General features: G+C 47.3%; 23 protein-coding genes, 1 tRNA gene and 1 pseudogene. 14 read left to right on the plus strand and 11 right to left on the minus strand.

What is annotated here, in order from left to right:
* Positions 1-68 precede the first annotated feature (68 nt).
* A complete protein-coding gene (locus tag NDI48_14580; protein ID MEP0832398.1) occupies positions 69-245 on the minus strand; it encodes a hypothetical protein in 177 nt (58 codons plus the stop codon).
* Positions 246-333: 88 nt separating this feature from the next.
* Between NDI48_14580 and NDI48_14585 the strand changes: the two are divergent.
* Positions 334-1083, plus strand: a pseudogene (locus NDI48_14585) (PilT/PilU family type 4a pilus ATPase).
* 72 nt (positions 1084-1155) lie between these two features.
* On the opposite strand, the gene NDI48_14590 reads toward NDI48_14585, so the two are convergent.
* Positions 1156-4020 carry a PAS domain S-box protein gene (locus NDI48_14590; protein ID MEP0832399.1) on the minus strand — a complete coding sequence of 955 codons (2865 nt, stop codon included), beginning with the start codon at positions 4018-4020 and terminating at the stop codon, positions 1156-1158.
* A gap of 197 nt (positions 4021-4217) precedes the next feature.
* Entirely contained in the window at positions 4218-5051 is an 834-nt protein-coding gene (locus tag NDI48_14595; protein ID MEP0832400.1) for an alpha/beta hydrolase, read from the minus strand.
* Between the two features lie 232 nt (positions 5052-5283).
* On the opposite strand from NDI48_14595, the gene gcvH reads away from it, so the two are divergent.
* Positions 5284-5676, plus strand: a complete 393-nt coding sequence (gene gcvH, locus NDI48_14600; protein ID MEP0832401.1) for a glycine cleavage system protein GcvH — start codon at positions 5284-5286, stop codon at positions 5674-5676.
* Positions 5677-5896: 220 nt separating this feature from the next.
* Here gcvH and NDI48_14605 read toward each other — a convergent pair.
* A tRNA-Leu gene (locus NDI48_14605) sits at positions 5897-5977 on the minus strand.
* Between the two features lie 299 nt (positions 5978-6276).
* On the opposite strand from NDI48_14605, the gene accC reads away from it, so the two are divergent.
* Positions 6277-7632 (plus strand): acetyl-CoA carboxylase biotin carboxylase subunit, encoded by a 1356-nt coding sequence (accC, locus tag NDI48_14610; protein ID MEP0832402.1) that lies wholly within the window; start codon positions 6277-6279, stop codon positions 7630-7632.
* Positions 7633-7773: 141 nt separating this feature from the next.
* On the opposite strand, the gene NDI48_14615 is transcribed toward accC, so the two are convergent.
* Entirely contained in the window at positions 7774-8055 is a 282-nt protein-coding gene (locus NDI48_14615) for a YggT family protein (protein MEP0832403.1), read from the minus strand.
* Between the two features lie 334 nt (positions 8056-8389).
* Between NDI48_14615 and NDI48_14620 the strand changes: the two genes are divergently transcribed.
* The 5 genes from NDI48_14620 (at position 8390) to NDI48_14640 (ending at position 12688) form a co-directional block, all read left to right on the plus strand.
* Complete coding sequence (locus NDI48_14620; protein ID MEP0832404.1) at positions 8390-8509, plus strand: photosystem II reaction center X protein; 120 nt, start codon at positions 8390-8392, stop codon at positions 8507-8509.
* A 358-nt stretch (positions 8510-8867) separates the two neighbouring features.
* On the plus strand, positions 8868-9692 hold the full coding sequence (locus NDI48_14625) for a Ycf66 family protein (protein ID MEP0832405.1): 825 nt from the start codon (positions 8868-8870) through the stop codon (positions 9690-9692).
* Between the two features lie 4 nt (positions 9693-9696).
* Positions 9697-10254, plus strand: coding sequence for a PD40 domain-containing protein (locus tag NDI48_14630; protein MEP0832406.1), 558 nt, complete (start codon positions 9697-9699; stop codon positions 10252-10254).
* Positions 10255-10369: 115 nt separating this feature from the next.
* Complete coding sequence (locus NDI48_14635) at positions 10370-10894, plus strand: PD40 domain-containing protein (protein ID MEP0832407.1); 525 nt, start codon at positions 10370-10372, stop codon at positions 10892-10894.
* Positions 10895-11239: 345 nt separating this feature from the next.
* Complete coding sequence (locus NDI48_14640) at positions 11240-12688, plus strand: trypsin-like peptidase domain-containing protein (protein ID MEP0832408.1); 1449 nt, start codon at positions 11240-11242, stop codon at positions 12686-12688.
* A 164-nt stretch (positions 12689-12852) separates the two neighbouring features.
* On the opposite strand, the gene NDI48_14645 is transcribed toward NDI48_14640, so the two are convergent.
* Both NDI48_14645 and NDI48_14650 read right to left on the minus strand, forming a co-directional pair.
* On the minus strand, positions 12853-13044 hold the full coding sequence (locus tag NDI48_14645) for a chlorophyll a/b-binding protein (protein MEP0832409.1): 192 nt from the start codon (positions 13042-13044) through the stop codon (positions 12853-12855).
* Positions 13041-14057: a succinate dehydrogenase/fumarate reductase iron-sulfur subunit gene (locus NDI48_14650; protein ID MEP0832410.1), complete on the minus strand. Its 1017-nt coding sequence runs from the start codon at positions 14055-14057 to the stop codon at positions 13041-13043. The genes NDI48_14645 and NDI48_14650 overlap by 4 nt, the downstream gene beginning before the upstream one ends.
* A 404-nt stretch (positions 14058-14461) precedes the next feature.
* Between NDI48_14650 and NDI48_14655 the strand changes: the two genes are divergently transcribed.
* The 3 genes from NDI48_14655 to NDI48_14665 all read left to right on the plus strand — a co-directional run bounded on the left by NDI48_14655 (position 14462) and on the right by NDI48_14665 (position 16456).
* Positions 14462-14875: an AbrB family transcriptional regulator gene (locus NDI48_14655; GenBank protein ID MEP0832411.1), complete on the plus strand. Its 414-nt coding sequence runs from the start codon at positions 14462-14464 to the stop codon at positions 14873-14875.
* A gap of 88 nt (positions 14876-14963) precedes the next feature.
* A complete protein-coding gene (locus NDI48_14660) occupies positions 14964-15863 on the plus strand; it encodes a CPBP family intramembrane metalloprotease (GenBank protein MEP0832412.1) in 900 nt (299 codons plus the stop codon).
* A gap of 62 nt (positions 15864-15925) precedes the next feature.
* Entirely contained in the window at positions 15926-16456 is a 531-nt protein-coding gene (locus tag NDI48_14665) for a hypothetical protein (GenBank protein ID MEP0832413.1), read from the plus strand.
* A gap of 235 nt (positions 16457-16691) precedes the next feature.
* On the opposite strand, the gene NDI48_14670 is transcribed toward NDI48_14665, so the two are convergent.
* Complete coding sequence (locus NDI48_14670) at positions 16692-18836, minus strand: serine/threonine protein kinase (GenBank protein ID MEP0832414.1); 2145 nt, start codon at positions 18834-18836, stop codon at positions 16692-16694.
* A gap of 325 nt (positions 18837-19161) precedes the next feature.
* On the opposite strand from NDI48_14670, the gene NDI48_14675 reads away from it, so the two are divergent.
* Positions 19162-19740, plus strand: coding sequence for a Uma2 family endonuclease (locus tag NDI48_14675; GenBank protein MEP0832415.1), 579 nt, complete (start codon positions 19162-19164; stop codon positions 19738-19740).
* A 111-nt stretch (positions 19741-19851) separates the two neighbouring features.
* On the opposite strand, the gene cbiE is transcribed toward NDI48_14675, so the two are convergent.
* From cbiE to NDI48_14690, 3 genes are all read right to left on the minus strand, one after another.
* Positions 19852-21114, minus strand: a complete 1263-nt coding sequence (cbiE, locus tag NDI48_14680) for a precorrin-6y C5,15-methyltransferase (decarboxylating) subunit CbiE (protein MEP0832416.1) — start codon at positions 21112-21114, stop codon at positions 19852-19854.
* A 55-nt stretch (positions 21115-21169) separates the two neighbouring features.
* Entirely contained in the window at positions 21170-21790 is a 621-nt protein-coding gene (locus NDI48_14685; GenBank protein ID MEP0832417.1) for a cobalt-precorrin-8X methylmutase, read from the minus strand.
* 446 nt (positions 21791-22236) lie between these two features.
* Positions 22237-23025, minus strand: a complete 789-nt coding sequence (locus tag NDI48_14690; protein MEP0832418.1) for a DUF1868 domain-containing protein — start codon at positions 23023-23025, stop codon at positions 22237-22239.
* A 33-nt stretch (positions 23026-23058) separates the two neighbouring features.
* On the opposite strand from NDI48_14690, the gene holA reads away from it, so the two are divergent.
* Together holA and NDI48_14700 are read left to right on the plus strand one after the other, a co-directional pair.
* On the plus strand, positions 23059-24042 hold the full coding sequence (gene holA, locus NDI48_14695) for a DNA polymerase III subunit delta (protein MEP0832419.1): 984 nt from the start codon (positions 23059-23061) through the stop codon (positions 24040-24042).
* 166 nt (positions 24043-24208) lie between these two features.
* A complete protein-coding gene (locus tag NDI48_14700) occupies positions 24209-24724 on the plus strand; it encodes a DUF4168 domain-containing protein (GenBank protein MEP0832420.1) in 516 nt (171 codons plus the stop codon).
* Positions 24725-24736: the final 12 nt, after the last annotated feature.

Here is a 24736-nt window from a genome sequence, read left to right on the forward strand (position 1 = left end):
CGACCACTTGTAGATTGCTGTAGTTTTTTCTTAGTCTAAACTCCAGTTCTGAGCACTCACCTGAAATTTTAGTTACAACAACGGCATAGAGCGCTGGTTTCAATTCTAACCACGCACAAGAGCGATCGCTCTTGTGCTGCCCCAAAGGGGAAATCGCGTAAGAGCATTGCCCAAAAGGCAATTGTCGAGAATGAGTGCGATAGGATATCTCGCCAGACAGATGAGGATGTTAGCAGAAAGTGCATATCCTCCTCAGTCTCCAGAGATACATCACTGTATGTGCCTTCACAAGCAGGTTTCAAAACCCATGATTAAAGTTACTCAAGCTCCAACATGACAATGGAGGATTTGAAATTACCGAAAGTATTCAAAACAATATGCAAATACCACAACGGCTTAATCTTAGTCACAGGGCCAACGGGTTCTGGAAAATCGACAACGTTGGCAGCAATGGTTGATTACCTTAATGAGATGCCAAAGCATATTATTACCATTGAAGACCCCATTGAGTTTGTGCATGAAAGTCGCAAGGCAGTGATTGATCAGCGGGAAGTGGGTCTTCACACGCTGAAATTTGATACAGCGCTTAAAGCATCTTTACGGGAAGACCCGGATGTGATATTAATTGGGGAAATGCGCGACAAGGAAACGGTTAATACCGCCCTGAAAGCAGCGCAAACTGGGCACTTAGTTTTTGGTACGTTGCATACCAATAGTGCCGTCAAAACAATAGAACGAATTCTCAATCTTTATAACCCAGATGAGCAGGCTCCGATGCGAATCCAGGTAGCTGAATCTTTAGTTGGTGTCATTGCTCAAACTTTGGTGCGAACCACGGATGAGAAACGTGCTGCTGCTCATGAAATTATGATCAATACTGAGGCGCTCAAAGACTACATTAAACGCGGTGAAGTCGATGAAATTGAGGCGCTCATTCCCAAATGTGCGATCGATGGTATGTGTACCATGAATCAGTCACTCTATCAGCTTTACAGACATGGTCGCATTACTGAGCAGACAGCGCTTGACGCATCACCGAACCGTGCTGAAATGACTAAAATGCTTAAACAGGTAACAACGTGAAGAAGGCACAGGGCAGGAAGCAAATGGCTCCAGAAAACTCATGCAAATGGCACATCCTTACCCCATCCGTTGTTAAAGTTTCCTGCCCTTAAGCAAATACGTGAGCATATCTCCCTTACCTTTGACAGGAACGACTCCCCGTTCCTCAAAGATAAACTTTTCCTTGCATCGATGGTAAGTGGTAGCTGTAACCTGAATACAACCAGGCAATCCGTGGGATTCCATGCGGCTGGCTGTATTTACCGTGTCTCCCCACAAGTCATAAATAAACTTTTTAATCCCAATCACTCCCGCAACAACGGGACCGGTATTGATGCCAATGCGAAGCTGAACGGGTACACTCAACTGGATGGCTTGGTGAGCAATTTCCCGTTGCATATCGAGCGCCATCTGAGCCACTGCCTCGGCGTGATCCAGGCGAATCATGGGTAAACCCCCGGCTAACATGTAAGCATCCCCGATCGTTTTAATCTTCTCTAAACCGTGTTGCTCTGCTAGCTGGTCAAAAGTAGAAAAGATTTCATTGAGCAAATTGACCAATTTTTCTGGCGAAGTGTGAGCCGATATAGGGGTAAAGCCAACAATGTCGGCAAACAGAACGGTTGCCTCATCGAAGCGTTCAGCTAAAGAACCCGGATTTTGCTTAAGCTGGTCTGCGATCGCCTTGGGTAAAATATTGAGCAATAACTGCTCTGACTTTTCTTGTTCTATCCTGAGTGCCTCTTCTGTAAGCTTGCGCTTTGTAATATCTTCAACAATCCCTTCGTAGTAAAGCAGCTTCCCTTTTTCATCGCGCACCACACGAGCGTTTTCACTAATCCAGATGATGCTGCCATCGGAGCGATACACCTGAGATTCAAAATCAGAAACCTCTTTATGGTGATCTAAAGCCGCAAGAAACTCGGCTCTCCGGTTGGGGTTGACATAAAGTTGTCGTCCAATATTCGTAAGTCGGGCGATGAGTTCTTCCGGGGATTTGTAGCCATACATTCGGGCCAGTGCTGGATTAGCACTCAGGTAGCAGCCATCGGCTGTCGTCTGGAAAATGCCCTCAATCGCGTTCTCAAAGATACTGCGATATTTCTCTTCAGCTTCTCGCAAGGCTGACTCGGCTCGTTTGCGTTCCGTAATATTCCGCGCTACAAAAATTACCTGATCCGTCATGAAGGGTGAAGCCGTCGCAAACAACCATTCTCGTTTGCCGTTAATGGGCAGACTATACTCGACTCGGATTGTAGCTTGAGTAAATAAAGCCCGTTGGATGCCATCGAAAACCAAATCCGCCGCTTGCCTGGGCAGCACCTCATGGACAGTTTTACCAATCCGTTGAGCCGTTGGTTTGTAAACCAAGGCTGGATTCCATTGAATGAACTTTAAATAGCGCCCTTGGGCATCGAAGACCATCACTGTATCACTCATGGCTTCTAAGAGGGCACGGAGTTCAGCCTCTGAGGCTTGGATTTGGCTGTAGAGTTGGGATTGGGTCATGGCGATCGCCAAGGAATCGGTGACACACTGTAACAGTTCCCGCTCTGCGTCATTCCAAAACGAACGGGTAGCCGGGGTGCAAATCAGATAGCCTAGGGTGACACTATCTTGTCGGACGGGTTGAACTAAATAGCTGTGTGGTTCTAATTGTAAGGGTGAGGTATTGAGGCAAGGCGTTGCTCGCTTGCAGAACATCAGTTCACCCTGTTGTAGGCGAGATTCAAACTCCGTCAATGTTGACCCATCAAATGGTGTCAGTTGCGCTATTGTGCCTGGTTTGCAGTATTCCCGCCGAATCTTCAAAGTTTGCTGTTGGGAGTCCACCGTAACGTAAATGACTCGTTCTAGTTGCAACAGAGTGCCTAATTCCTCCACCGTGGTTTGCAAAATTTGGTCGAGGTCGAGAGACGCACGAATCCGCTCAGTCAGTCGATTTAGGAGGGCTTCTCGTTCAGCCAGAGCACGAGTTTGCTCTAAAGAGAAGACTTGCCATAACGCTGTAATAGTAGCAATGGCTAAGAGTCCCCCCAAGACTGACGCTAATAGATTGAGTGCCCGTAACTTGGATTCTATAATCTCGTGCGGAATCACCAATGCGATCGACCAGTCAGCTTGGTGTAGGGGGAAGTAGGCAACATAGACCCATTTTCCCTCCATTTTTACCCGCGAAATCCCGCTATGCTTATATACCATCTGGCGGGCGACTTTTGCCAAGTCAGGGTCTTTTGCCTGTAGAAAACTGGGTGTTGGTTGATCGAGATTGCCCTCTAAACTCTTATTAGGATGGACAATTGGCATTCCTTCAGAACTAAGAGCAAAGGCATAACTCCCAGAGCCATATTTCAGATTCTCCACCACGCGAGTCACTCGCTCTAAACGAATATTGGCATTGATTAGCCCAATGGGCTGTTTGGCAGTGGCATTTGACCGGATGGGGGCAACAATCGGAATGACAACGTGCCTAAGGCTGCGAGAAATGACGGGATCGCCCACATATACTTGCCCAGCCATTCCCTTTTGAAAGTATTTGCGGTCTTTTACATTCACTGTTGCTCGACCCACTTTGGTGGTGTAAAACGAACCATCAGGGTTGACGAGGGAAAAATTGTAGAAGTCCAAGGCATGTTCTACTTCGGATTTTAAATAGGGTTGTACCACCGACCAATTTTTTGTCTGTGCCGTGGGAGTATTGGCGATCGCTTCTACCCTAACCTTCTGGATGGCTAGCCATTCATCGATTTCATCACTCCTTCGCTGAACCTTCAACAGAGCATTTTGCTTTAAATTGTCTAGAATCAGTCCACGCACAACAGAGTAGCTGATTAGGGCAGTTGCGCTCACCACAACAGTTGTTGTGCTGATCACGAGCAGCATAACGAATTTGCGAGGTTGCCATTGTTGCCGAACGCCAAGCCTTCCTAAACGAGTCAACTCCTGCCACTTTGACATCGTCAAGCTCCTTCTGGGCTAAGATTTTGTTGAGCATCAAAGATGTCACACCCGACTTATTTCCTGCACCTATTTGACGGCAATTCTGATATGTGTTAAACCTTTCAACACTCATGCCGTAGCTAAAAGCAAGCCGGACTATATAAAGTCTCTTCTTACTAAAGTAATCGGTTTAAGCGATATAGGGTGAGCAGGGGTTAGGGCTGAGGATGCGACTGTCCAACCAATTGAGCAAATTTCCGCAAGGCTGCTGCATATTGATCACCCGCCACCCACATCAAATCATTGTGACTGGCTTCATCGACCCACAATGAGAATTTAGGTTCATTCGCCGCCGCCAACAGTTTTTGTCCATGCTGGAAGGGAATAATTTCGTCGGCTTTTCCATGCATAATCAGTACCGGACATTTCACTTTTTTGATTTTGTTGAGGTTAGAGAATTTATCAAAAGGCAGGAGGGGAAACGGGATCACCACTCGAAACGCTGAGGTAAAGCTGCTTTCCATAATTAACCCTGCCAATGGTTGGCGTGACGCTAAATCAACCGCTGAGCCACCTCCGACGGAACGTCCAAATGCAATAATCTTTTGTGCGGGTACGCCCAGTTGCTGAATCAAATAATTGTAGACGGTTTCAATATCTCGATAGGCATGGCGTTCTGAGGGCTTACCCTCGCTGGTACCATACCCCCGATAATCGTAAGCAAACACACTAAACCCTATTTTTTGCAGGGATTGCAACACAGGCTGGATATCTCCTAAGTCTTCAGCATTCCCGTGAATATACACAATGGTGTATTGAGATGCCGGATTCGGAAGATAAACTGCTGAAAGCTGGATCTGATCGTGAGTCGTCACCTTGAGAATGTCGCTGGTGTCGGAATAGCTGGAGGGTTGAGGCAAAAAGATCTTGCCGTCGGCAAAGAAAAAGACATAAAGGCAAAAAAACGTGTAAATGAAGATGAGGGAGCGTATCAGTCGTTTGAAGGTAAATTCACCCCATAGCAATCGTTGGAGGGTTTGTTTATCCATAGGTAGGCAGGACGATAGATCACAAGTAAGCGGTCAGTATAACCGGAAGCTTAACCAGGGGGTTGGGGTACTTGCCTCTCGACGGACTAGTTTATGGGGGAAATCTGCAAGCTTTAGCGTATTGCCAATAACGGCTTGGGTTTGTCACAATCCGTTAGCTTAGTTTTGAACTCCCACGGGTGAGAAGTTGTAAACTTAGCTCTGCTGTTCTGCTGTGTAGTGAGGATGTGAGATGACATTGGAATATCCTGAAGATTTGAAATATTTAGAGACTCACGAGTATGTCAGGCTCGATGGGGAAATTGCCACCCTTGGCATTAGTGCTTTTGCCGTTGACCAGTTGGGGGATATCGTGTTTCTGGAACTTCCAGAAATCGGTGATGCGTTAGAAAAAGGCGAAAGCTTTGGCAGTATTGAATCAGTGAAGGCGGTTGAGGATTTGAATGCTCCGATCTCCGGAACGGTGATTGAGCGCAACGAAGCGATGATTGAGTCTCCTGAATTGATCGCAGAAGACCCTTATGGTGAAGGTTGGTTAGTCAAGCTACGCATCAATGATGCGGATGAATTAATCGATTCGTTGTCCGTGAATGAGTATCGCGAACAGGTAGAAGGAGAAGAATAGGACGCTCTATCTGCCAATTCAGCGTATAGGTTCAGGCAACAGGGAAGGAGGAGAGGTTCCCGACTTGGAGTGAGCCACCAAGGCCGATGGGACAAACATCAGTACCGACTATCCCTGCCGCCTTAAGGCTTGGATACCATGTGTTTAACCATAAGCTGTCCCGTAGATCAACTTATGGGTAAAGTCGCAGAATATCCAAGTTTTGCAGAACTAGTTATTATGCGGATGGCGAGACTCGAACTCGCAAGGCAAAGCCACACGCCCCTCAAACGTGCGCGTATACCAATTCCGCCACATCCGCGTATTGCTGATTATAGCAAAAAGAAAGAAATTTTACTGAAAATATTTTTTTCCTGATTAGTACACCACTAAAGGAGTTAAAGAACATCAATGTAGGCGTTCGGCTGACCTCCCGCTTGGGGATGGATGAATGCTTCGTGAAAAAAAGTGAATATCCCAGCGTCAGGGTCTACGGGTAAACGACCTGACTCACTCATGAGGCTTCGCAACCCTAGCCACAACACAACTTTTCACAAAAAGTACAAATAGGGTGCGCGATCGCCTCTATCCTATCTGATACGGGTATAGCAGCGCTGTTCTATGCATTTTTCAAAAATTTTGATTGCCAATCGTGGGGAGATTGCCCTGCGGATTCTCCGAACCTGTGAAGAAATGGGGATTGCCACTGTTGCCGTCCACTCCACCATTGACCGACACGCCCTTCATGTCCAACTCGCCGATGAAGCCGTTTGCATTGGTGATTCCCCCAGTAGCAAAAGTTATCTCAATATTCCCAACATTATTGCCGCCGCCCTGACACGTAACGCCACGGCGATTCATCCCGGTTATGGCTTTTTGGCAGAAAATGCTCGCTTTGCCGAAATTTGTGCCGATCATCAAATTTCCTTCATTGGCCCCACCCCAGACGCCATTCGAGCCATGGGCGATAAATCCACCGCCAAAGAAACGATGATTCGTGCGGGTGTTCCCACCGTGCCAGGAAGTGAGGGACTTCTGATGAGCGAACGAGAAGCCCATGCGATCGCCCAGAAAATTGGCCTGCCCGTGATGATCAAAGCCACGGCGGGAGGAGGGGGACGGGGAATGCGCCTCGTTAGGGAAGAGTGCGACTTAACCAAACTCTTCCTTGCCGCCCAGGGAGAAGCTGAAGCCGCCTTTGGCAATCCCGGCGTCTATCTCGAAAAATTTGTCGAACGTCCCCGCCACATCGAATTTCAAATCTTAGCTGACAGCTACGGTAACGTAATCCATCTCGGTGAGCGCGACTGCTCCATCCAACGGCGACATCAAAAACTCTTAGAAGAAGCGCCCAGTCCAGCCCTCACCCCGGAACTGCGGGAAAAGATGGGGATGGCAGCCGTCATGGCGGCAAAGTCGATCAACTATGTGGGTGCGGGTACCGTCGAGTTTCTCTTAGATGCCTCAGGTGCCTTCTACTTCATGGAAATGAACACCCGCATCCAAGTTGAGCATCCCGTTACCGAGATGATCACTGGTTTAGACTTGATTGCCGAACAAATTCGCATCGCCCAAGGCGAGAGATTACAACTGACCCAAGACCAAGTTGTTCTCAAAGGTCATGCCATTGAATGTCGGATTAATGCCGAAGACCCCGATCATAACTTCCGTCCCCAACCCGGACGCATTAGCGGTTACCTGCCACCGGGAGGCCCTGGCGTTCGCATGGATTCCCACGTTTACACCGATTACGAAATCCCGCCCTACTACGACTCGTTAATTGGCAAGTTAATTGTTTGGGGACCCAACCGTGAGGCAGCCATTCGACGGATGAAACGAGCGCTGCGGGAGTGTGCGGTTACGGGAGTGCCAACCACGATTGGTTTCCATCAAAAAATCTTAGAAACACCCGCATTTCTTAAAGGGGAAGTTTATACCAATTTTGTCGAGCAAATGATGAACGCTGCCAAGGGTTAAGGGTTAGGGGTAGCCACGGGGAAAGAATGAAGGACGAAGTATAAAGTATTGCCACTGCATCTGGGGCGACGCCTTGCTGTGCGGGGAATGGGCATGGTGCGCTCACGCTAACATCCTTTATACTTCTATACTTCAAACTTTTTAATGCATCATCAGTAGTCCTTGCTGACCCAGCAGAATTTCCCTAAGTAAACTTAAAATTCCTACCCATATAATGGGCGTAATGTCAACCCCCCCAATGGGAGGTACCATTTTACGCATGGGTACCAAGAAAGGCTCCGTGGGCCAAGCGACTAAATTAAACGGAAAGCGATTCAGGTCGAGCTGAGGATACCAGGTGAGAATAATCCGAAAGATAAACAAAAAGATCATCAGTCCCAGTAAGAGACCCAGTATCCAAGGAGCCAGCGTAGAAACAGTCATGAGTTGTTCAATCCCAAGGTCAAGTCTTCACCCAAACGCAGGCTTACAAACGTTTTGAAGCCATTTATTTTAATTTTACTCGGTATAACTACATGAATGTTAACGAGGTTTTAAGCGATCTAGAGATTGATAGGGCGAGTTCAGCCGAGCGGGTTTGGGCAGGATTGAGTCACCTAAACACAGGTCTTATATAAGCCTTTTTCAGCTACCCAGGCACAATTACTTCCTAGATACAGGCCAACATCCTTGTCATACTCGTGCCGCATTTGACTTCTCAAGCGGCAAACAGACTATTAGAATTAATATGAAGAATATCAAAAAGGGTTGAAATTCTATGACGCCTTCGTTAGCAAACTTTTTGTGGAGTCTCGTTTTGGGTGCTGTGATTGTTGTGATTCCTATAACAATTGGCCTAGTCTTTATCAGCCAGAGGGATAAAATCCAGCGTTCCTAAGCAGGAGCCGTCCGTTCTAAAAAATTTGACTGAAGGGCAGGGCAGCAAAAGACTTCGCTGCCCTATTTTGCTCTACTCAATTCTTGTCTGCGGCCTAAGGATTTAGCGCCCACTGTGGCAAAAAGTGAGGGAAGCTTGAGCAAATATCACATTCGCCCACAACAGAGCAAGCTAAACTCAAAAGTCTAGCTAAACTAGGAGCTTAGGTTTTATTTAGGTCTTATTGAAAAGAACAAGACTTCTAATCATAAAATGCGTTAACCCTACGATTCATCCCCTGTGTGGAAGTACATGGGATAGATTGCTAGCTTGGTGTAAGGATAACTCGCTACCATAGGACTGACTTAGGAGAGCAGCAATGGTAAATTTTGGGCTGAATTCAGCCAGCATTTTGGGGATTTTTCTGGCCGTTGCAGGAGCAGCGCTCTACTTCATGCGTTCGGTACGTCCAGAGCTATCACGAGACCAGGATATATTTTTTGCGGCAGTGGGACTCTTGTGCGGCTTTATTCTCTTATTCCAGGGATGGCGACTCGATCCAATTCTGCAATTTGGTCAGTTTCTCTTGACCGGTACAACCATCTTTTTCGCCTATGAAGCGATTCGTTTACGGGGCGTTGCGACAAAAGTGGTGAAGGAGAGAACGCCCATTGTGGATGATGATCGACCCGTGAGTAAAGCCTATCGATATGAGCCGGAGACGGACTACTACGATCAACTCGAACCGGAGGAAGAGCGATATGTGAAGCGTCGTCTGAGAGGAACGGAAACGGAAGATTCTTATGGGGGTCGAACCGAAGAAGCCCGTCGTGTAAAAACTCGGACGGACTCGGAAAAAATGGGGCCTACAGATCGTTCGCGCTCACGTCGTCCTCGTCCTAGTGACCGTCCTTCAGAACCCCCTGTAGAGAGATGGGATGCCCAATTAGATTCGAGAGAAAGTAGTGACTGGGAAGACTCGTCGTCTCGCTCACGTCGTCCTCGTTCCACGAACCGCCCGGAAAACCGGGACTCGGAGACGGGTGCTAAACCGAGGAGGCGTCGTCCTCCCCAAGACCGGGGATCGGGTTCACCCTCTAGAGAGGTAGAATCCTCAGCCAAAGGCGAATATGTCGATTATCAACCCATAGATTCTTCCTCAGAAGAAAGCGATAATTCGGGTTCAGGGCGTTTCGACTATTAAGCAGATGAGAAGCTTAGCGACTGGACTCACCCTCCGCCAGTGGCTGAGTTGGGGTATGGGGTTCAGCGTTGCGGGTATAGTGGCAGCCTGTAGCCCAACCAACAGCTACCAGGAACCTGCTGTTCTCAACAGCCGTTATACAAATGAGCAACCCGCGTTGAGCGGGAATGGTCAATTTGTGGCGTTTGTTTCTAACCGGGATGGCGATCGCAAAATTGTAATGTACGACTTGCAAAAACGTTTGTTCGTGGATTTGCCGCGCCTGAATCGACCGGATGCGATCGCAGAAAATCCCAGTCTGAGCCGTACTGGTCGCTATATGGCCTACATTGCTAGCGACCAAGGCCGCCCAGAAATTGAACTGTATGACCGAGCAACCAAACGCATAGAAACCCTCACAATTGGCTATCGTGGCTGGGTGCGAAATCCGAGTATTAGCCCTGATGGTCGCTATGTCGTATTTGAAACCAGTCGTCGGGGTCAGTGGGATGTTGAAGTCTTGGATCGGGGGCCAAATATTGAATTAGATATCGCCGAGGGCAGCCGCTCATCCCGACGATAAAGGTTAAAACCTGAAGGATGTATGATTTGTGATCCAAGCCGGAGTTTCAGATGCACCCTTCATACCACCCAGAAGGCGTTCAGTCTTTTCATACTTCACACTTCATACGTTTTTGGTGAATCGTTATTTTTGGCTATCCGTAACCGCCCTGACGAGCTTGTTAACCAGTTGCACAAGTGCCTCGCGTCTGTTAGATTTTCCGTTCGATCCCGGAGGGCGTAGTTTAAATAGTTTGGCCTCAGAATTAAATCCCCAAGTGTCAGGGCGATACATCGTTTGTGTCTCGGATCGACGCGGCAGTCCGGATGTTTATCTCTACGATGCGAATACCCAAAGTTTAATCGAACTACCCGGACTCAATGCCCTGGATGCGATCGCCTCTCACCCTAGTGTGACTGAAGACGGCAATACCATTGTGTTTGCTGCCATTCGTCAGGGACGTTCCGGAATCTACATTTATAACCGAGCTACACTTCAGTTACGGAATCTTACAGAAAATCTTCGAGCCGAAGTGCGTAATCCAACGATCAGTGCTGACGGCAGTACCATTGCTTTTGAATCGAGCCAGAATGGTCGCTGGGAAATTATGGTGTATGACCGTTCTGGGAAACCCCTGAATTTGCCAACACCCACTCTATAGGTTGATTGATCATCCCACGGGTTTGTGCTAAAGGTTCATTGCTCACTGAACGAAGAGTTCTAATACTCAATCAAGTTGGCTACCTCTTTTTTGGAACAAACCACTCCAGACATAGAGATCGTACACAAAAAAACCAGAAAAATTAAAAGAGCACAGGGGTTATAGATCGGGCTTTGGGGTGAATTCTAGCGATTACCAATTAGGGTTTGAGAAACTAACCTTGGACTCCTAGTGTCTTCTTCTCACAAGAAGCTGGGAGAGATCAACGAATTAACTCACGATTCGCTCATCTCTTCCCGGCTCAATATGCTACAAAAGTTCCACAAGGTTCACCCACATCCACCCATGAGTACCCGACGCCTGCGTATCGCCACACCAGGAATGATTGCTGCCGCAGCGGCTATCGGTGCTACGACCCTAACTGTAATCGCTCCTGTTGACTTCCTCAGTCTATCCTTACAGTCAAACCGTGCCTTTGCTCAAGATGTTGACGAGCAAATCAATATTCGAGTGTATCAAAGGGCAAGCCCAGCCGTCGTTTCCATCGATACCGATGACGGTGCAGGAAGTGGCAGTATTATTAGCCCAGATGGGTTAGTTTTAACCAATGCCCACGTTGTGGACAATGCACCTACTGTCGAGGTGACGTTAACCGACGGTCGAAAGTTTTTAGCTGATGTTGTTGGTTTTGGCGCGAATGGTCTTGACCTGGCTGTTGTGAAAATTCGAGGAGCGAACAATTTACCAACGATTACCTTGGCTGGTAGCGCCGTACAAGTGGGTCAGAGGGCATTTGCGATTGGTAATCCCTTTGGTCGATTTCAGGGAACCTTCACGACGGGGATTGTTAGTCGTATCGATCAAGAACGTGGCTTGATTCAAACCGATGCCGCCATTAATCCCGGTAATTCTGGAGGACCCCTTCTGAATAGCCAGGGTGAATTGATAGGTGTGAATACGGCAATTTTTACTGATAGTCGTAGGGGTGGCAATATTGGGATTGGTTTTGCGATCGCTCTTGAGAGAGTACAACCTTTCCTAGCGGCGGTGCGCTCCGGAAGTGCTCCCCGGACAACTCAACGCCAAGGGCCAGACCCTGGTAGGAATGCTCCTCAACCCCTAGCTCTTAATGGCTCTGTGACTACAGGCTCTCTGGGGCGGGGCAGCAGTGTGTTGCCCGTGGATAATAGCTTCTTTGACCTCTATACCTTTGAAGGGAATGCTGGTCAGCGTATCCAACTTGACATGGCCAGCGAAGAAATCGACTCTTATTTAATTTTGATTGATCCCAATGGGAATGAGGTGGCTCAAGACGATGATAGTGGGGGTGGGTCGAATGCTCGCATCGTCGCCACCTTACCCGTTGATGGTACCTACCTCTTGATGGCAAACTCTTTTGAGGCAGGACAAGCGGGGGCTTATCAATTACGCGCTCAGGGGGCGACTGTCTGGAGTCCCAATGCCGCTAGTCAGGAACGTTTCGTCTTACGGCAACAAGGTATTCTTGGCCCTGGTTCGTTTGTGTTGCCTTCAGATGGCAGTTTGTTCAAAGTCCACACCTTTGAAGGCCGTGCGGGTCAGTCAGTGACAATTAACTTAGCGAGTCCAGATTTTAAAACGTATTTGGCACTGCTTGATCCCAGGGGTGAGTCCATTGGCGAAAATGATCAGGTCAACCAGAACGATAATAATTCCAGGCTGACAGTTACCTTGCCCCAGACTGGCATTTATCGGGTGATTGTTAATGCTTATGACAAGAGGGGGAGCGGTCGCTACCTTTTGACAATCAGGTAGGTGGGAAGGCTGGAGGTTGAAGGTTGAACGTTGAAGGTTCTCTCCGAGTCTTCTAACCTTCAACCTGTTAACGTGCTCTCTTCGAAGCTCTCTTCGAAGCTCTTGAGCGTCACCTTCAACCCTCCCAATAACTTTTAACGTGTTAAGCGAGTAATATTCAACCCTCAATCAAGCAGACCTAACCAAGTCAGTAGACCTTGACCTGTGAGCAATTCCAGTATCAATAAACCGACAAAGGCAATCATGGCAAACCGACCATTGATTTGCTCAGCGTAGGGTGTCCAACCAAAAGCGGGTTCAGGTTGGTTCAAAGATTCTTTTGAAGATTCGGGAGTAGGGGTTATTTCAGAAGTCATGATTTGGATGCCGCTTCCTCCTTAGATGTTTCTGCCTCAAAATTCTGTACCGATTCAATCAGGGATCGCACTTGTTCTGTTCCCTCGGAGCGATCGAACCCTAAGGGGAATTTCCTGCGTGCGATCATCCGTACTCCCAAGGGTCCTAAACTCAGTAAACCCTGAATATCTCGGAACGAATTGCCAACGACTTGAATGCCAAACATCCGCTCATCGACCCAACCTCCTCGTTTCACTAAATCTATTAGTGTCTTACGGTGACGGATCTGGCGGCTAGCTTGGTCGTCTTTACGTTCTAGGATTTCCTGTTTAATTTTACCGATTTGATCCATCGGAGCCACCTCCATCGGGCAAACCGCATTACACATTAAACAGCGGGTGCAACCCCACACCCCTTTAGTTCCTTCGTTGTATTTTTCCAGGCGACTTTCTTTTTGGGCGTCGCGAGAATCTGCCACCATTCGCTGTGCTTTAGCTAAGGCATGAGGCCCAACAAAATCTGAGTTAACTTCGCGGGCATTGCATTCCGAATAACAGGCACCACATAGGATACAGTTGCCCATCTGATCTAAGCGCGATCGCTCTTCAGGGGTCTGCAAAAACTCTCGTTCAGGAATTGCCCTAGCTCCCGTGCTGACGTAGGGATCAACGGCTTCCAAGTTATCCCAGAAGCTACGCATATCTACGACTAAATCCTTAACCACCGGCATATTACCCATGGGAGCAATCGTAATTTCCGGTATCTCAGATGAGCCGTTTGTTGGTAACCTCTTTAGTTCAGCGCCTACATTTTCTTTACAAGCCAAAGCCGAGCGACCATTGATTCGCATACTGCAACTGCCACAAATTGTATTGCGACAATTCTTGCGAAAAGCAAGGCTTCCATCTTGTTCCCACTTGATACGATTCAGACAATCGAGAATCGTATTTCCTTCCTCCACATCCAAGGTATAAGTCTGGAATTCTGGGGAGGAGTTTTGGGTCTGTCGAAGTATTTTAAAACAAACTTGCATATTGACAAGCTCTAGATGCTCGAAAAAGCTACAGAACAACTCGGCTGTTCACGAGCCATGACAACACGACTCGCAATTATCCGATCTGTCCATCCTTATAATAGCTGGAGATTTTTCGAGCGCTGTCTACAGTTTATGGCATAAGTGGCAACCTCTCATACTAAAATGCTTCTATTTTGATCGAACGACCCTAAAAATTGCCCTAGAGAGAATTTTACTCATAGAAGCGTTAATGAGTTGTAGAAAAATCTGCAATTGCTAAAATGCATGAAGATTAGAAGAAATGATCGAAAAACACTTGTCAATGGAGAGAGATTTAACGATATATTTTTTATAGAGCTTTCATAGCTTGACTGGGAAATGACCAATACCATCCTGAAATTTGAAGGATATCTTGCAAAAGTATGACAGAAACCCAAACTGCTCCACTTACAGGGAAAGCCTTGCTTCAAAAAGTAAAAGAGCTTTCTCACTTGCCCCGGCGAGAAACAGCAAAACGCTGTGGCTATTACACCGTAACTAAAAACGACCAAACCCGCGTCAATTTAACAGATTTTTATGATGCGGTGCTTGCGGCTAAGGGTGTTCCTCTTGATCCAGAGGGAACAAAAGATGGTCGTGGTCGGGAGCCGACCTATCGGGTGAGCGTCCATAAAAACGGTCAAATTGTGATTGGTGCCACCTATACTCAGGCAATGGGATTAAAGCCGGGTGATGAGTTTGAAATTAAACTGGGCTACAAGCATATCCATCTAAAACAGGTGGATGGTGATACAAGCCGGGTTGATGATCAAGAACTGGCAACCGCCGATGTGTAATGGGTAACCCTTAAGGATGGGTTGTGGATTTATCCATCCTTGTGTACGCTTTCGATCTGTAGCTCCTCACAATTTGCCGATCTCGCCAATGGCTATATTTGAGCAGGCAGCTAATCACGGGTTGATGTCTCTGGTAACATCATCAGCTCTGGTAAAAGTAGCGGCTTTTTTCATCGCTTGGGTCGCTTTGTGGCTGCCTTTGGCAATTCCTATCGCTACACTCCTAAAATGGCATCCTCTTAAGCCTTTGGCAGCAGAGCAAAAGCTGCCATTACTCGCTGCACTTTACCTAATTGCCCCCCCTCTTTTATGGGGGGCCTGTTGGGTAGAGGGGGTGTCTTTTTCTAATTATGGCTTGGACTGGAAATTAGCTGTTTTAAGTTCACTAGGGAAAGGATTAGGCTTAGCGATTCTAAGCTTAATCATTGTTTTTATGGGGCAGTGGTTACTCGGTTGGATCGAGTGGCATCACCAAAATTGGCAGCGCTTAGGAAAGGTTTTACTACCAATACTGTTTTTGGGATTGTGGATTGGGGTTACAGAAGAGTTAGTCTTTCGTGGCTTGTTACTCAATGAACTACAACAGGATTACTCCATCTGGGTAGCCGCTGCAATTTCTAGCGTAATTTTTGCCTTATTACACCTAATTTGGGAACAGCAAAATACATTGCCTCAACTACCGGGACTGTGGTTTATGGGAATGGTATTAGTACTAGCTCGTTCGGTAGATGGCGGTAGTTTAGGCTTAGCATGGGGGCTTCATGCTGGGTGGATTTGGGGCTTAACATGCCTGGATTCTGCTGAATTAATTTCTTACACAGGTAAAGGCCCAATCTGGATGACCGGTTTGGGGGAAAACCCCTTAGCTGGGGTCGCTGGTTTTCTTTGTTTACTGGGAGTAGGTACCTTACTATTATTTCTCTTGCCTGACGCCTCATGGAATTTTAGATTTTGGATGAGAAATCTCAGCTTGTTAAGCCTAATGTGACGGTTTTTCATGATACAACTATTTCGCCTATTATTCTTCGCTTTTTAGCGTCATGACGACCCATGACTGTCTCCCCGACTGAGCTGAACCTCTTATGGGAAAATCTCATATTCTTGGTACTTGTCACATCTTTTCTCTTATGGGTGGGTTGGGTGTGGCGGGAATCAAAGCCTTTCAGTCTTCCTCAACCCCTTCCAAGTTGGTTTAAGGCTTGGTTGTTAATTGTATTGACGGTAGGGGTGTTGCTTCCCCTGATTGCTTTGGCTTGGTGGGGCTTTGGGTTGGGGAAAACAGGGGTAATGGTTGTGTTCGCACCCTACTTTCTCATGCTAGGATTTCAGATTTTATCCGAAACTGTAACGATTAATCGCTTTCAATCTTGCGTGTGGGTGATGATTCCTTGTTTATACCTGCCTTACCGAATCTGGCAGTTACACAGTGGACTCACACTTTTAAGTAGTGAGAGCGAATTGATGTGGGTACGATATTTGTTGCGGTTAGAGATTGGGCTTTGGATTTTCAACTACGGCGTACACCTGTCACAGTTACCTCGGCTTTTGCGTTGGGATGTACAGGTGGGTGATAAGGAGTAGAGAAGTAAGCTGGAAACTGAGTAGGCGATCGCATTTCCTTGGTAGTCTGTGCAATAGCCAGCGCCCTCTCTAATACATCAGGATTGTATTTTAGTACTCATGTCACAATTGAGAAATTTCGCGAACAGTTGAGAGATTCTCCCGACGCTTTATCTGCGTTTGATGTCATTGAGGAGTGCGAGGGGGATTTATATAACGGTGTAAGCTGCCCAGTCGTAAAAAGTTATTGCCTCAACTAGTTAACACTCCTGCCTTTATTCAAATTAGGTCGATACATCCGCCAAATCTTGATAGTGTTGTCACCACTCCCACTCACCAGAGTTTGTCCATCCGGCGTTATGGCGAGGGAGAAAACCCAGTCAAAATGCCCCGTGAGGGTAGTTTTCAACTCACCCGTTTGCAGATTCCAAATCTTGATAGTGTTGTCACGACTCCCACTCACCAGAGTTCGTCCATCCGGCGTTATGGCTAGGGAACTAACCACGTAGGAATACCCGGTGAGGGTAGTTTTCAACTCACCCGTTTGCAGATTCCAAATCTTGATAGTTGTGTCACCACTCCCACTTACCAGAGTTTGTCCATCTGGCGTTATGGCTAGGGATTCAACTCCGTTGGAATGCCCGGTGAGGGTAGTTTTCAACTCACCCGTTTGCAGATTCCAAATCTTGATAGTGTTGTCACCACTCCCACTCACCAGAGTCCGTCCATCCGGACTAATGGCTAGGGATTCAACTCCGTTGGAATGCCCGGTGAGGGTAGTTTTCAACTCACCCGTTTGCAGATTCCACATCTTGATAGTGCTGTCACGACTCCCACTCACCAGAGTCTGTCCATCCGGCGTTATGGCTAGGGATTCAACCCCATAGGAATGCCCGGTGAGGGTAGTTTTCAACTCACCCGTTTGCAGATTCCACATCTTGATAGTTTTGTCCCGGCTCCCACTCACCAGAGTTTGTCCATCCGGACTAATGGCTAGGCAATTAACGTCGCTGGAATGCCCGGTGAGGGTAGTTTTCAACTCACCCGTTTGCAGATTCCAAATGTTGATAATCTGGCCCCAACCCCCACTCACCAGAGTCTGTCCATCCGGCGTTATGGCTAGGGAACCAACCCAGTTGGGATGCCCAGCGAGGGTTTTGTCTAGCGCCAGGTTCTCATAAGCGAGAGCTTTGGTTGGGTTAGTAGTCGGCTGACTGGAGTCAGGGGAAACACCAATTTTACGAGGGTGAGATTGCCAATACCCATATCCTCCCAACCCCAACAACAGGATAACGCCACCTACTAGCAATGGTTTTTTGACGTTGGCTTGCTGTTTCGTTGAAGCTACAGGCGCTGGTGAGGGTTGACGAGGTGAAACCACTGTGGGAGCTACGGCAGGCGGTGGTGGCGAGGGTTGACGAGGTGAAACCACTGTGGGAGCTACGGGAAGCGGTGGCTGAGGATTCAAGTCTTGTAAAACTTCCTCGGCTGACGGATAACGCTGCTGGTAGTCTTCTTGCAGCAGCTTATCCAGAATACGCCCTAACTCTTGACTCACAGGTTGCCCCAAATGCTGCCGCCAGTTGTTAATCCAGCCGTATCCTTGTTTCTTCCAAAGTTCCCAAGGTTCAATGCCAGTCAGAAGATGAAAGCAAGTTGCACCCAGACTGTATAAGTCACTCGCCGGATACGCCTCACGATCCTCCATCTGTTCCGGCGGCGCATACCCAAACGTGCCGATTTTTGTTCCGGGTTTAGCCGTAACGGTTGCACTCAACTGCTTAGACGCACCAAAATCAATTAACACCCACTGCCCTCCCCTTGCCCCCCCTTGGTAAAGGGAAGATTGAGAGGAATTTGCCCTGCTTTGTAAGGGGAGTTGGGGGGATCGACGAATAATATTGTCTGGCTTGATATCTCGGTGAATCACATTCTGCTGATGGACAGCTTTGAGGATGCCCAACACATCGAGTAACAATTCCCGAATCTTTTGTTCGCTGAATGCTCTCTGCTGTTGTAATTCATCCCGTAAATTTTGCCCCTCGATATACTCCTGCACCAGATACAAGCAATTATCTTGCTCAAAGTAAGCCAACAGTGTCGGAATCTGTGGATGTTGCCCCAGTTGTTGCAGTCGCCTTGCCTCTTGCTCAAATAGTTCCGTTGCCTTCTGGAGTACCCAACTGCCCTGGACATTTGGTGCAAATTGCTTGATGACACCTAGCTCATTAAACTTATCTACATCTTCAGCGAGATAGGTGGTACTAAATCCCCCGCTCCCCAGTCGCCGGAGCGGGCGATAGTGTCCTAGCAGCAGCAGTGGGGTTCCGCAGTTAGAGCAAAACTTTGTGCCATTAGGAGAGGGAGGATTTTGGCAAGCAGGATTGAGGCAGCAGATCATAATCTGAGTGATGCACAAATTGAGGGAAGACTTACTTATAAAGTTCCTGACAATCCAGACAAAGTAACAGTGACTTGGAGGAAGCGTTTTCGTTCATATTCCTTTATCCAGGTAAACGGTTTCACTCATTGGCGATCGCACTTCTAGCTCGATTATGACTCAACCCAAAAAATAGGCGATCGCGAAATACCCGTATTATTGCTCAACCCCAAAAATGAGCGATCGCACTTCTATGCCAACTACCTAAAAACTCAACTACACTTTCCCCTCTGCCCACCTATGACACCATAAAGAAAGTAATCGCTTGTGTGCGAGGCTGCATAGTATGCTCAACCCCACCATTGCCATTCCCCAAACCTTCAAAGTAACTCATGAGCAGTTCCAGCAAATTGCCGCCGTTAACCCTGACTTAAGGCTCGAAAGAACGGCTACAGGAGAATTAATCGTCATGCCCCCGACTGGAAGCGAAACAGGCAAACATAATCAAGACTTATCAGGACAACTCTGGCTATGGAACCGCCAAACTAAGCTAGGGGCAGTATTTGACTCTTCTACCGGATTTCATCTACCCAATGGTGCTGACCGCTCTCCGGATGCCTCCTGGGTTAAATTAGAACGATGGCAAGCTCTCACACCCAAAGAACGAGAAGGGTTTGCTCCCCTATGTCCAGATTTTGTTGTAGAACTTCGTTCCCAGTCTGACAACATGGAACCCTTGCGGGACAAAATGCGGGAATACATGGCAAATGGAGCCAGTTTAGGCTGGTTAATTGACAGAAAGAATCGGAAAGTTGAGATATATAGACTTGGTCTGGATGTGGAAATATTAGATAATCCCACCACCTTATCAGGGGAAGATGTGTTACCGGGATTTGTCTTAGATTTGACCGAAGTTTGGCAGTGATATCATTTCTGCTTAATAACGCATAATATAAAATCCATAGCTGCGCTTTAGCGCGAAAGCTCAACTACGAACCAACAAAAACCAACAAAAATTTTATCACCGGACATGATATCACTCTTCAAGTGGACGAGTTGCTGTCAGAATTGTCACCGGGTTAAGCGGATTAAAACGAGTCAACTCTCCCACCGGTACTGATCGCGATATCTGTACTTGTAATAATCGATACTGCCAGTGACGAGAGTTGAACCAGTCGAGAGCGGTGTTGAGATGTTCCAAGGTGGCTAAAGCGAGTACCACAATGCCGCCGGGAACCAACCGGACGTTACAGGTATCGAGAATGGCAGTTAAGTTGCCGCCACTACCGCCAATAAAAACGCGCTGGGGTGCTGGAAGATGCTGAAAAATCCCCGGTGCATTGCCGTGAATTGAGGTAACATTTTTCACCTGGAGGCGTTGGCAGTTCTGTTCAATTAAAGTACTTCCGATCGCCGTTTTCTCAATCGCATATATCTGAGATGTCCCCGACAAGCGAGCCATCTCAATCGAAACCGAACCCGTACCTGCACCAATATCCCAGATGGTTAACCCTGGTTTTAGTGCCATTTCTCCCAAAATGAGCAGCCGTACTTCACGCTTCGTGATCAAACCGGGGCGATCGCTAAAACTCAGAAATATCTCGTCCGGTAATCCCATCACCGGCAGGGAGTTTACATCGAGGAGTTGTTCCCCTGGCTCTGACTTACGCAGTAATACAACCACATTGAGCGGTGCGAACGTCTTGTGTGATAAATCATCCACCGATAGACACTGAACCCGCTCATCACTACCTTCCAGGTTTTCACACACCCAGAACTCGTAGCGGTTGGATAAATCTAAAGCCACTAACAAACGCGCGATCGCATTAGGCGTATTTGTCCCATCAGTCAGTATGGCAATTTTGTCAACCCCCTGCTGTAGCGCCACCGTCAACGGCTCCATCGAACGTCCGTGAATACTAATGGCACGGGCATCCTGCCAAGGCACTTTAATTCGATTGAAGGCGAGTTGAACTGAACTGGTATGGGGATGAAACGTGAGTTGCTCTCGTGGCAGTTCTTCTAATAACAGTCGTCCTAAGCCAAAAAAAAGTGGATCTCCCGTCGCGAGGATGACAATACAACTGTTGGTGTCAGCTACCGCTAGTTGGGCGCGTATCTCTCGAATCGTCTGGATAAAATCTCCCAGTACCAGGCGTGAAGCGGGGTGGCTGGGGAAATAGCTTAAAAGGCGATCGCTCCCCACTAATAAAGTTGCCTGTTCCACAACCTGCCGCACGGTATCCGTCAATCCCGCTGCCCCATCCAAACCAATACCAACAACGTGTACTTCTGTCATGTTGGATTTTGGCTTTCAGATTTTGGATTCCTATCCAGTCGCGATTTGTCGCACATCACATCTCATCTTTCTGTTCCCAAGCCAAAACCATTAAAGCATTAAGGATGGCAGCCGCAACGGGTGAACCGCCTTTACGTCCCTCAACACGAATCTGAGGCACTGATGTTTGTGCTAAAGCTTCCTTGGATTCGATAACCGAGATGAAGCCAACGGGTACACCAATTACTAAAGCCGGTTGAATCGGTGAACTGGGAAGCTGAGCACACAAGGCGAGGAGGGCAGTAGGGGCATTGCCAATCACATAAATCGCGCCTGGATATTGCTCAAAGCATTGGATTAATCCGGTTTCTGTGCGAGTCTTTCCCGGTAGTGCTTCTGATACCTGTTCCACGGCGGCAATCAGGGGGTTGCCAAAGGTTTTCGCTATCATTCCGGCGACGCCCTGTTTCACCATGCCGACATCGGTGATAATCGGTGTTTGCTGTGGGATAGCCTGGATGGCAGATGCGATCGCACCCTCACTAAATTGAATCAATTGGGCAAATTCAAAATCAGCCGTACTGTGAATAATTCGCCTGACAATGGCATACTCAGCAGGGTTAAAGTTGTGTTTGCCAATTTCTCGGTCAATGACGGCAAAACTTTGCTCCATTATCGGATGGATGGGCAAGTTCATAAATAACTATCCTTAGGGTGTTGCAGATAGTCATTAACAATCGCCATAGCCATCATTGAGTAATCATATGTCGTCTTTTTTGTCACGAAATTGTTGCTTTTTGCTGAGTTGCAAAGACTTAGTTCTTGGGCTGCCCGTACATCAAAAGCAGCCCAAAAACTTTTAGCGAAGGTGTAGTAACTGTCGTTCAACAGTCCTCTGTTTGTATTGGTTCCTGGCTCCAACCCAACGGCAATAGAGCGGCTTAAGAGCTACGGTTTCGTGAAAAACCGATCCTTGAGTGATATGCGTCGTGGTGGGAGCACAGTAGCCAATCAGCGCATCACGCTCTATGGCATGGCGAATTTTACACTCGGATGAAACAATAAGTCATTGAAAAATTGCAACTTTGAAAGATACATCTCATCGATTGTGAATAAATCCCTAATATCTGACGGCTGGCAACTTTAGAACTCTAAAATCGGCCAGTCAGGTTTACGATAGTAGCGCACCATATCGTCAAATTTCCGCAATTCTACCCGCCGAGCACACAGGGGTGCTGATTGCTCTTCAAGCGCTTCCTGACTTAATTTTGATAGCTTATCAGCCAGGCGATCACGATCTAATTCTGGTGAGATTTCACCAAAATATCCCAGAGTAATGTGAGCAGTAAAGTGATATTGCTGCTCAATGCCTAAGGCAATGAGACCTGAATTTTGATAGATAGAACGGCGAAAATCCAACATTCGTTTGTAAGAGTCTTCGTCCTGGGGTGCCAAACATACGGCGATAGCACGAGGGCGAACCATTATTCCTAAAAGCTGCCAACAAATCGGGGTACCGCTACTGAGTAACTTCTGATACTGTTGAAAACTTTCCTCGATGCGAACCTGTAGTTGCTCCTCAAACTTGGGATTTTCACTCTCCCGATGGCGGAAGGCACTATCCCAAATTAAATCCGCCAGAGTTAAATGAAAGCTCTCAGGAGGTACCAGTACGATTAAACCCGGGTCTAGTTCCTGCAACAGCTTTTTTTGCAGCACTTGTAAGGGAGTATAGAATGCAGAACTCTCCGACTCTTCCTCCCAGGGAGGAGTAACCACTGAGTACCCTGGAAAAGGTACCGCCTGTCTGCTGCCGTCTGGGAGAGGCTTAAACTTGGGTGACTCCTGAATATGTTGCAACTGGGACTTATACGTTACTGGCAGCGTCAGCCGTGCCACCCGATTTAAATATGTTTGAAAAGTCTCGTCCAATCTCGATCCCCTCGCTAACCTTGGGTGTTTACTATGCCAATTTACCTCTACTGGGGAGAAGATGACTTTACCCTGACACAAGCTGTAAACCAACTGCGTGAGTCAGTCCTCGACCCCAACTGGGCTAGTTTTAACTATGACAAAATTCCCCCCGATCAACCAGATGCTATTATCCAAGGGCTAAATCAAGCGATGACTCCGCCTTTTGGCATGGGTAAGCGTCTAGTCTGGTTAGTAGAGACAACCGTGTGCCAGCAATGTTCAGAAAATTTGCTGGCAGAACTAGAGCGTACTCTACCTTTGATTCCAGAAGAGTCTATTTTGTTACTGACAACGCACAATCGACCTGATGGGCGTCTTAAATCAACTAAACTGCTGCAAAAGTATAGCGTAATCCAGGAGTTTTCTCTCATCCCCCCTTGGAAAACAGAAGAACTGGTGCAGCGCGTACACTCCTGTTCTAAAGACGTTGGCGTTCAACTGACCCCCGATGCTGCCACACTCTTAGCCGAGTCAGTGGGTAACGACACTCGACAGCTATTCAACGAACTGACAAAATTGCAACTTTATGTCGGCGATTTAGGCCAACCTTTAGATGAAAAAACCGTTGCTAGCTTAGTGACAGCCAATACACAAAACAGCTTGCAACTCGCCACAGCGCTGCTTCACGGAGATGGGGCTAAAGCGTTAGGATTGGTGACTGACTTGATCAATAGAAACGAACCCGCGTTGAAGATTGTCGCTACCTTAATCGGGCAGTTTCGGACTTGGCTATGGGTACGGTTGATGATGAGTGAGGGGGAACGCGACCAAAAAGCGATCGCGACGGCGGCTGAGGTGGGGAACCCTAAACGCATTTATTTTCTCACAAAAGAAGTTCAGTCCCTTTCCCTAAATCAACTGACTTCAACGTTGCGGGTGCTACTGGAGTTAGAGTTCGAGCTTAAAAGAGGTGGCGAACCATTGGCAACCCTGCAAACGAAGGTAATAGAACTTTGCCTAGTTTGTCAAAATTAGTAAAAAGGGATTGGACATGAAGTTATTTGGTAAAATTCATATTTTATTGGCATTTCACAGACCCATGCTTTCCCCATTATCACCACTCCCGACTCCATTTACTTAAATTTCATGGATTTTGAGGAACTTCTGCCCTATAAAATAGTTCAAAAAAAACTAGCCACCCGTGGTATTCGTTCCTTCGTTTCTTTGGTCGCACGCGATCGTCATGATGACTTCTTACTCTTCTCGACCTTCCTTAACTCTAGTTTTCTCCCAGTCCCTACTGATAGGAACTCTCACGACTATTAGCTTGCTTTCGGGACTCACACCTGGGCTGTCTAGAGACTTCCATACCGTTGTCTTTAGTTCTTCAGCCCACGCTCAAGCAGTTAATGATGATGAATTGACAAGATACGTTCGTGCTTCCTTAAAAATTGAAGCTCTGCGCCTAGCCACTTACGACGAGATTAAAAGAGCTAACAATGGGACAGTTCCTGAAATTCGTTCTTGTTCATTACAAGGACTTTCCAGCAATGTCGCTTCTATTTGGAAGCGTTTCTGTACTCAAGCTGAAGATTTAATCGAAAAACAGGGTATCTCGAATGGTCGCTACAACGCGATTACTAAGATGCGGCAAGAAGATCCAGCTTTAGAAAGACGGGTTCTGATGCACAGAGATCAGCAACTCAAGCGTTCTTAGTCTCTCACGGTG

Source organism: Microcoleus sp. AS-A8, assembly GCA_039962225.1.
Lineage (GTDB): Bacteria > Cyanobacteriota > Cyanobacteriia > Cyanobacteriales > Coleofasciculaceae > Allocoleopsis.

Bases quoted from the DNA above. Each gene is read 5' to 3' on its own strand.
- NDI48_14580 (MEP0832398.1), bottom strand. From the start codon at position 245: ATGCACTTTCTGCTAACATCCTCATCTGTCTGGCGAGATATCCTATCG.
- NDI48_14590 (MEP0832399.1), bottom strand. From the start codon at position 4,020: ATGTCAAAGTGGCAGGAGTTGACTCGTTTAGGAAGGCTTGGCGTTCGG.
- NDI48_14595 (MEP0832400.1), bottom strand. From the start codon at position 5,051: ATGGATAAACAAACCCTCCAACGATTGCTATGGGGTGAATTTACCTTC.
- gcvH (MEP0832401.1), top strand. From the start codon at position 5,284: ATGACATTGGAATATCCTGAAGATTTGAAATATTTAGAGACTCACGAG.
- accC (MEP0832402.1), top strand. From the start codon at position 6,277: ATGCATTTTTCAAAAATTTTGATTGCCAATCGTGGGGAGATTGCCCTG.
- NDI48_14615 (MEP0832403.1), bottom strand. From the start codon at position 8,055: ATGACTGTTTCTACGCTGGCTCCTTGGATACTGGGTCTCTTACTGGGA.
- NDI48_14620 (MEP0832404.1), top strand. From the start codon at position 8,390: ATGACGCCTTCGTTAGCAAACTTTTTGTGGAGTCTCGTTTTGGGTGCT.
- NDI48_14625 (MEP0832405.1), top strand. From the start codon at position 8,868: ATGGTAAATTTTGGGCTGAATTCAGCCAGCATTTTGGGGATTTTTCTG.
- NDI48_14630 (MEP0832406.1), top strand. From the start codon at position 9,697: ATGAGAAGCTTAGCGACTGGACTCACCCTCCGCCAGTGGCTGAGTTGG.
- NDI48_14640 (MEP0832408.1), top strand. From the start codon at position 11,240: ATGAGTACCCGACGCCTGCGTATCGCCACACCAGGAATGATTGCTGCC.
- NDI48_14645 (MEP0832409.1), bottom strand. From the start codon at position 13,044: ATGACTTCTGAAATAACCCCTACTCCCGAATCTTCAAAAGAATCTTTG.
- NDI48_14650 (MEP0832410.1), bottom strand. From the start codon at position 14,057: ATGCAAGTTTGTTTTAAAATACTTCGACAGACCCAAAACTCCTCCCCA.
- NDI48_14655 (MEP0832411.1), top strand. From the start codon at position 14,462: ATGACAGAAACCCAAACTGCTCCACTTACAGGGAAAGCCTTGCTTCAA.
- NDI48_14660 (MEP0832412.1), top strand. From the start codon at position 14,964: ATGGCTATATTTGAGCAGGCAGCTAATCACGGGTTGATGTCTCTGGTA.
- NDI48_14665 (MEP0832413.1), top strand. From the start codon at position 15,926: ATGACTGTCTCCCCGACTGAGCTGAACCTCTTATGGGAAAATCTCATA.
- NDI48_14670 (MEP0832414.1), bottom strand. From the start codon at position 18,836: ATGATCTGCTGCCTCAATCCTGCTTGCCAAAATCCTCCCTCTCCTAAT.
- NDI48_14675 (MEP0832415.1), top strand. From the start codon at position 19,162: ATGCTCAACCCCACCATTGCCATTCCCCAAACCTTCAAAGTAACTCAT.
- cbiE (MEP0832416.1), bottom strand. From the start codon at position 21,114: ATGACAGAAGTACACGTTGTTGGTATTGGTTTGGATGGGGCAGCGGGA.
- NDI48_14685 (MEP0832417.1), bottom strand. From the start codon at position 21,790: ATGAACTTGCCCATCCATCCGATAATGGAGCAAAGTTTTGCCGTCATT.
- holA (MEP0832419.1), top strand. From the start codon at position 23,059: ATGCCAATTTACCTCTACTGGGGAGAAGATGACTTTACCCTGACACAA.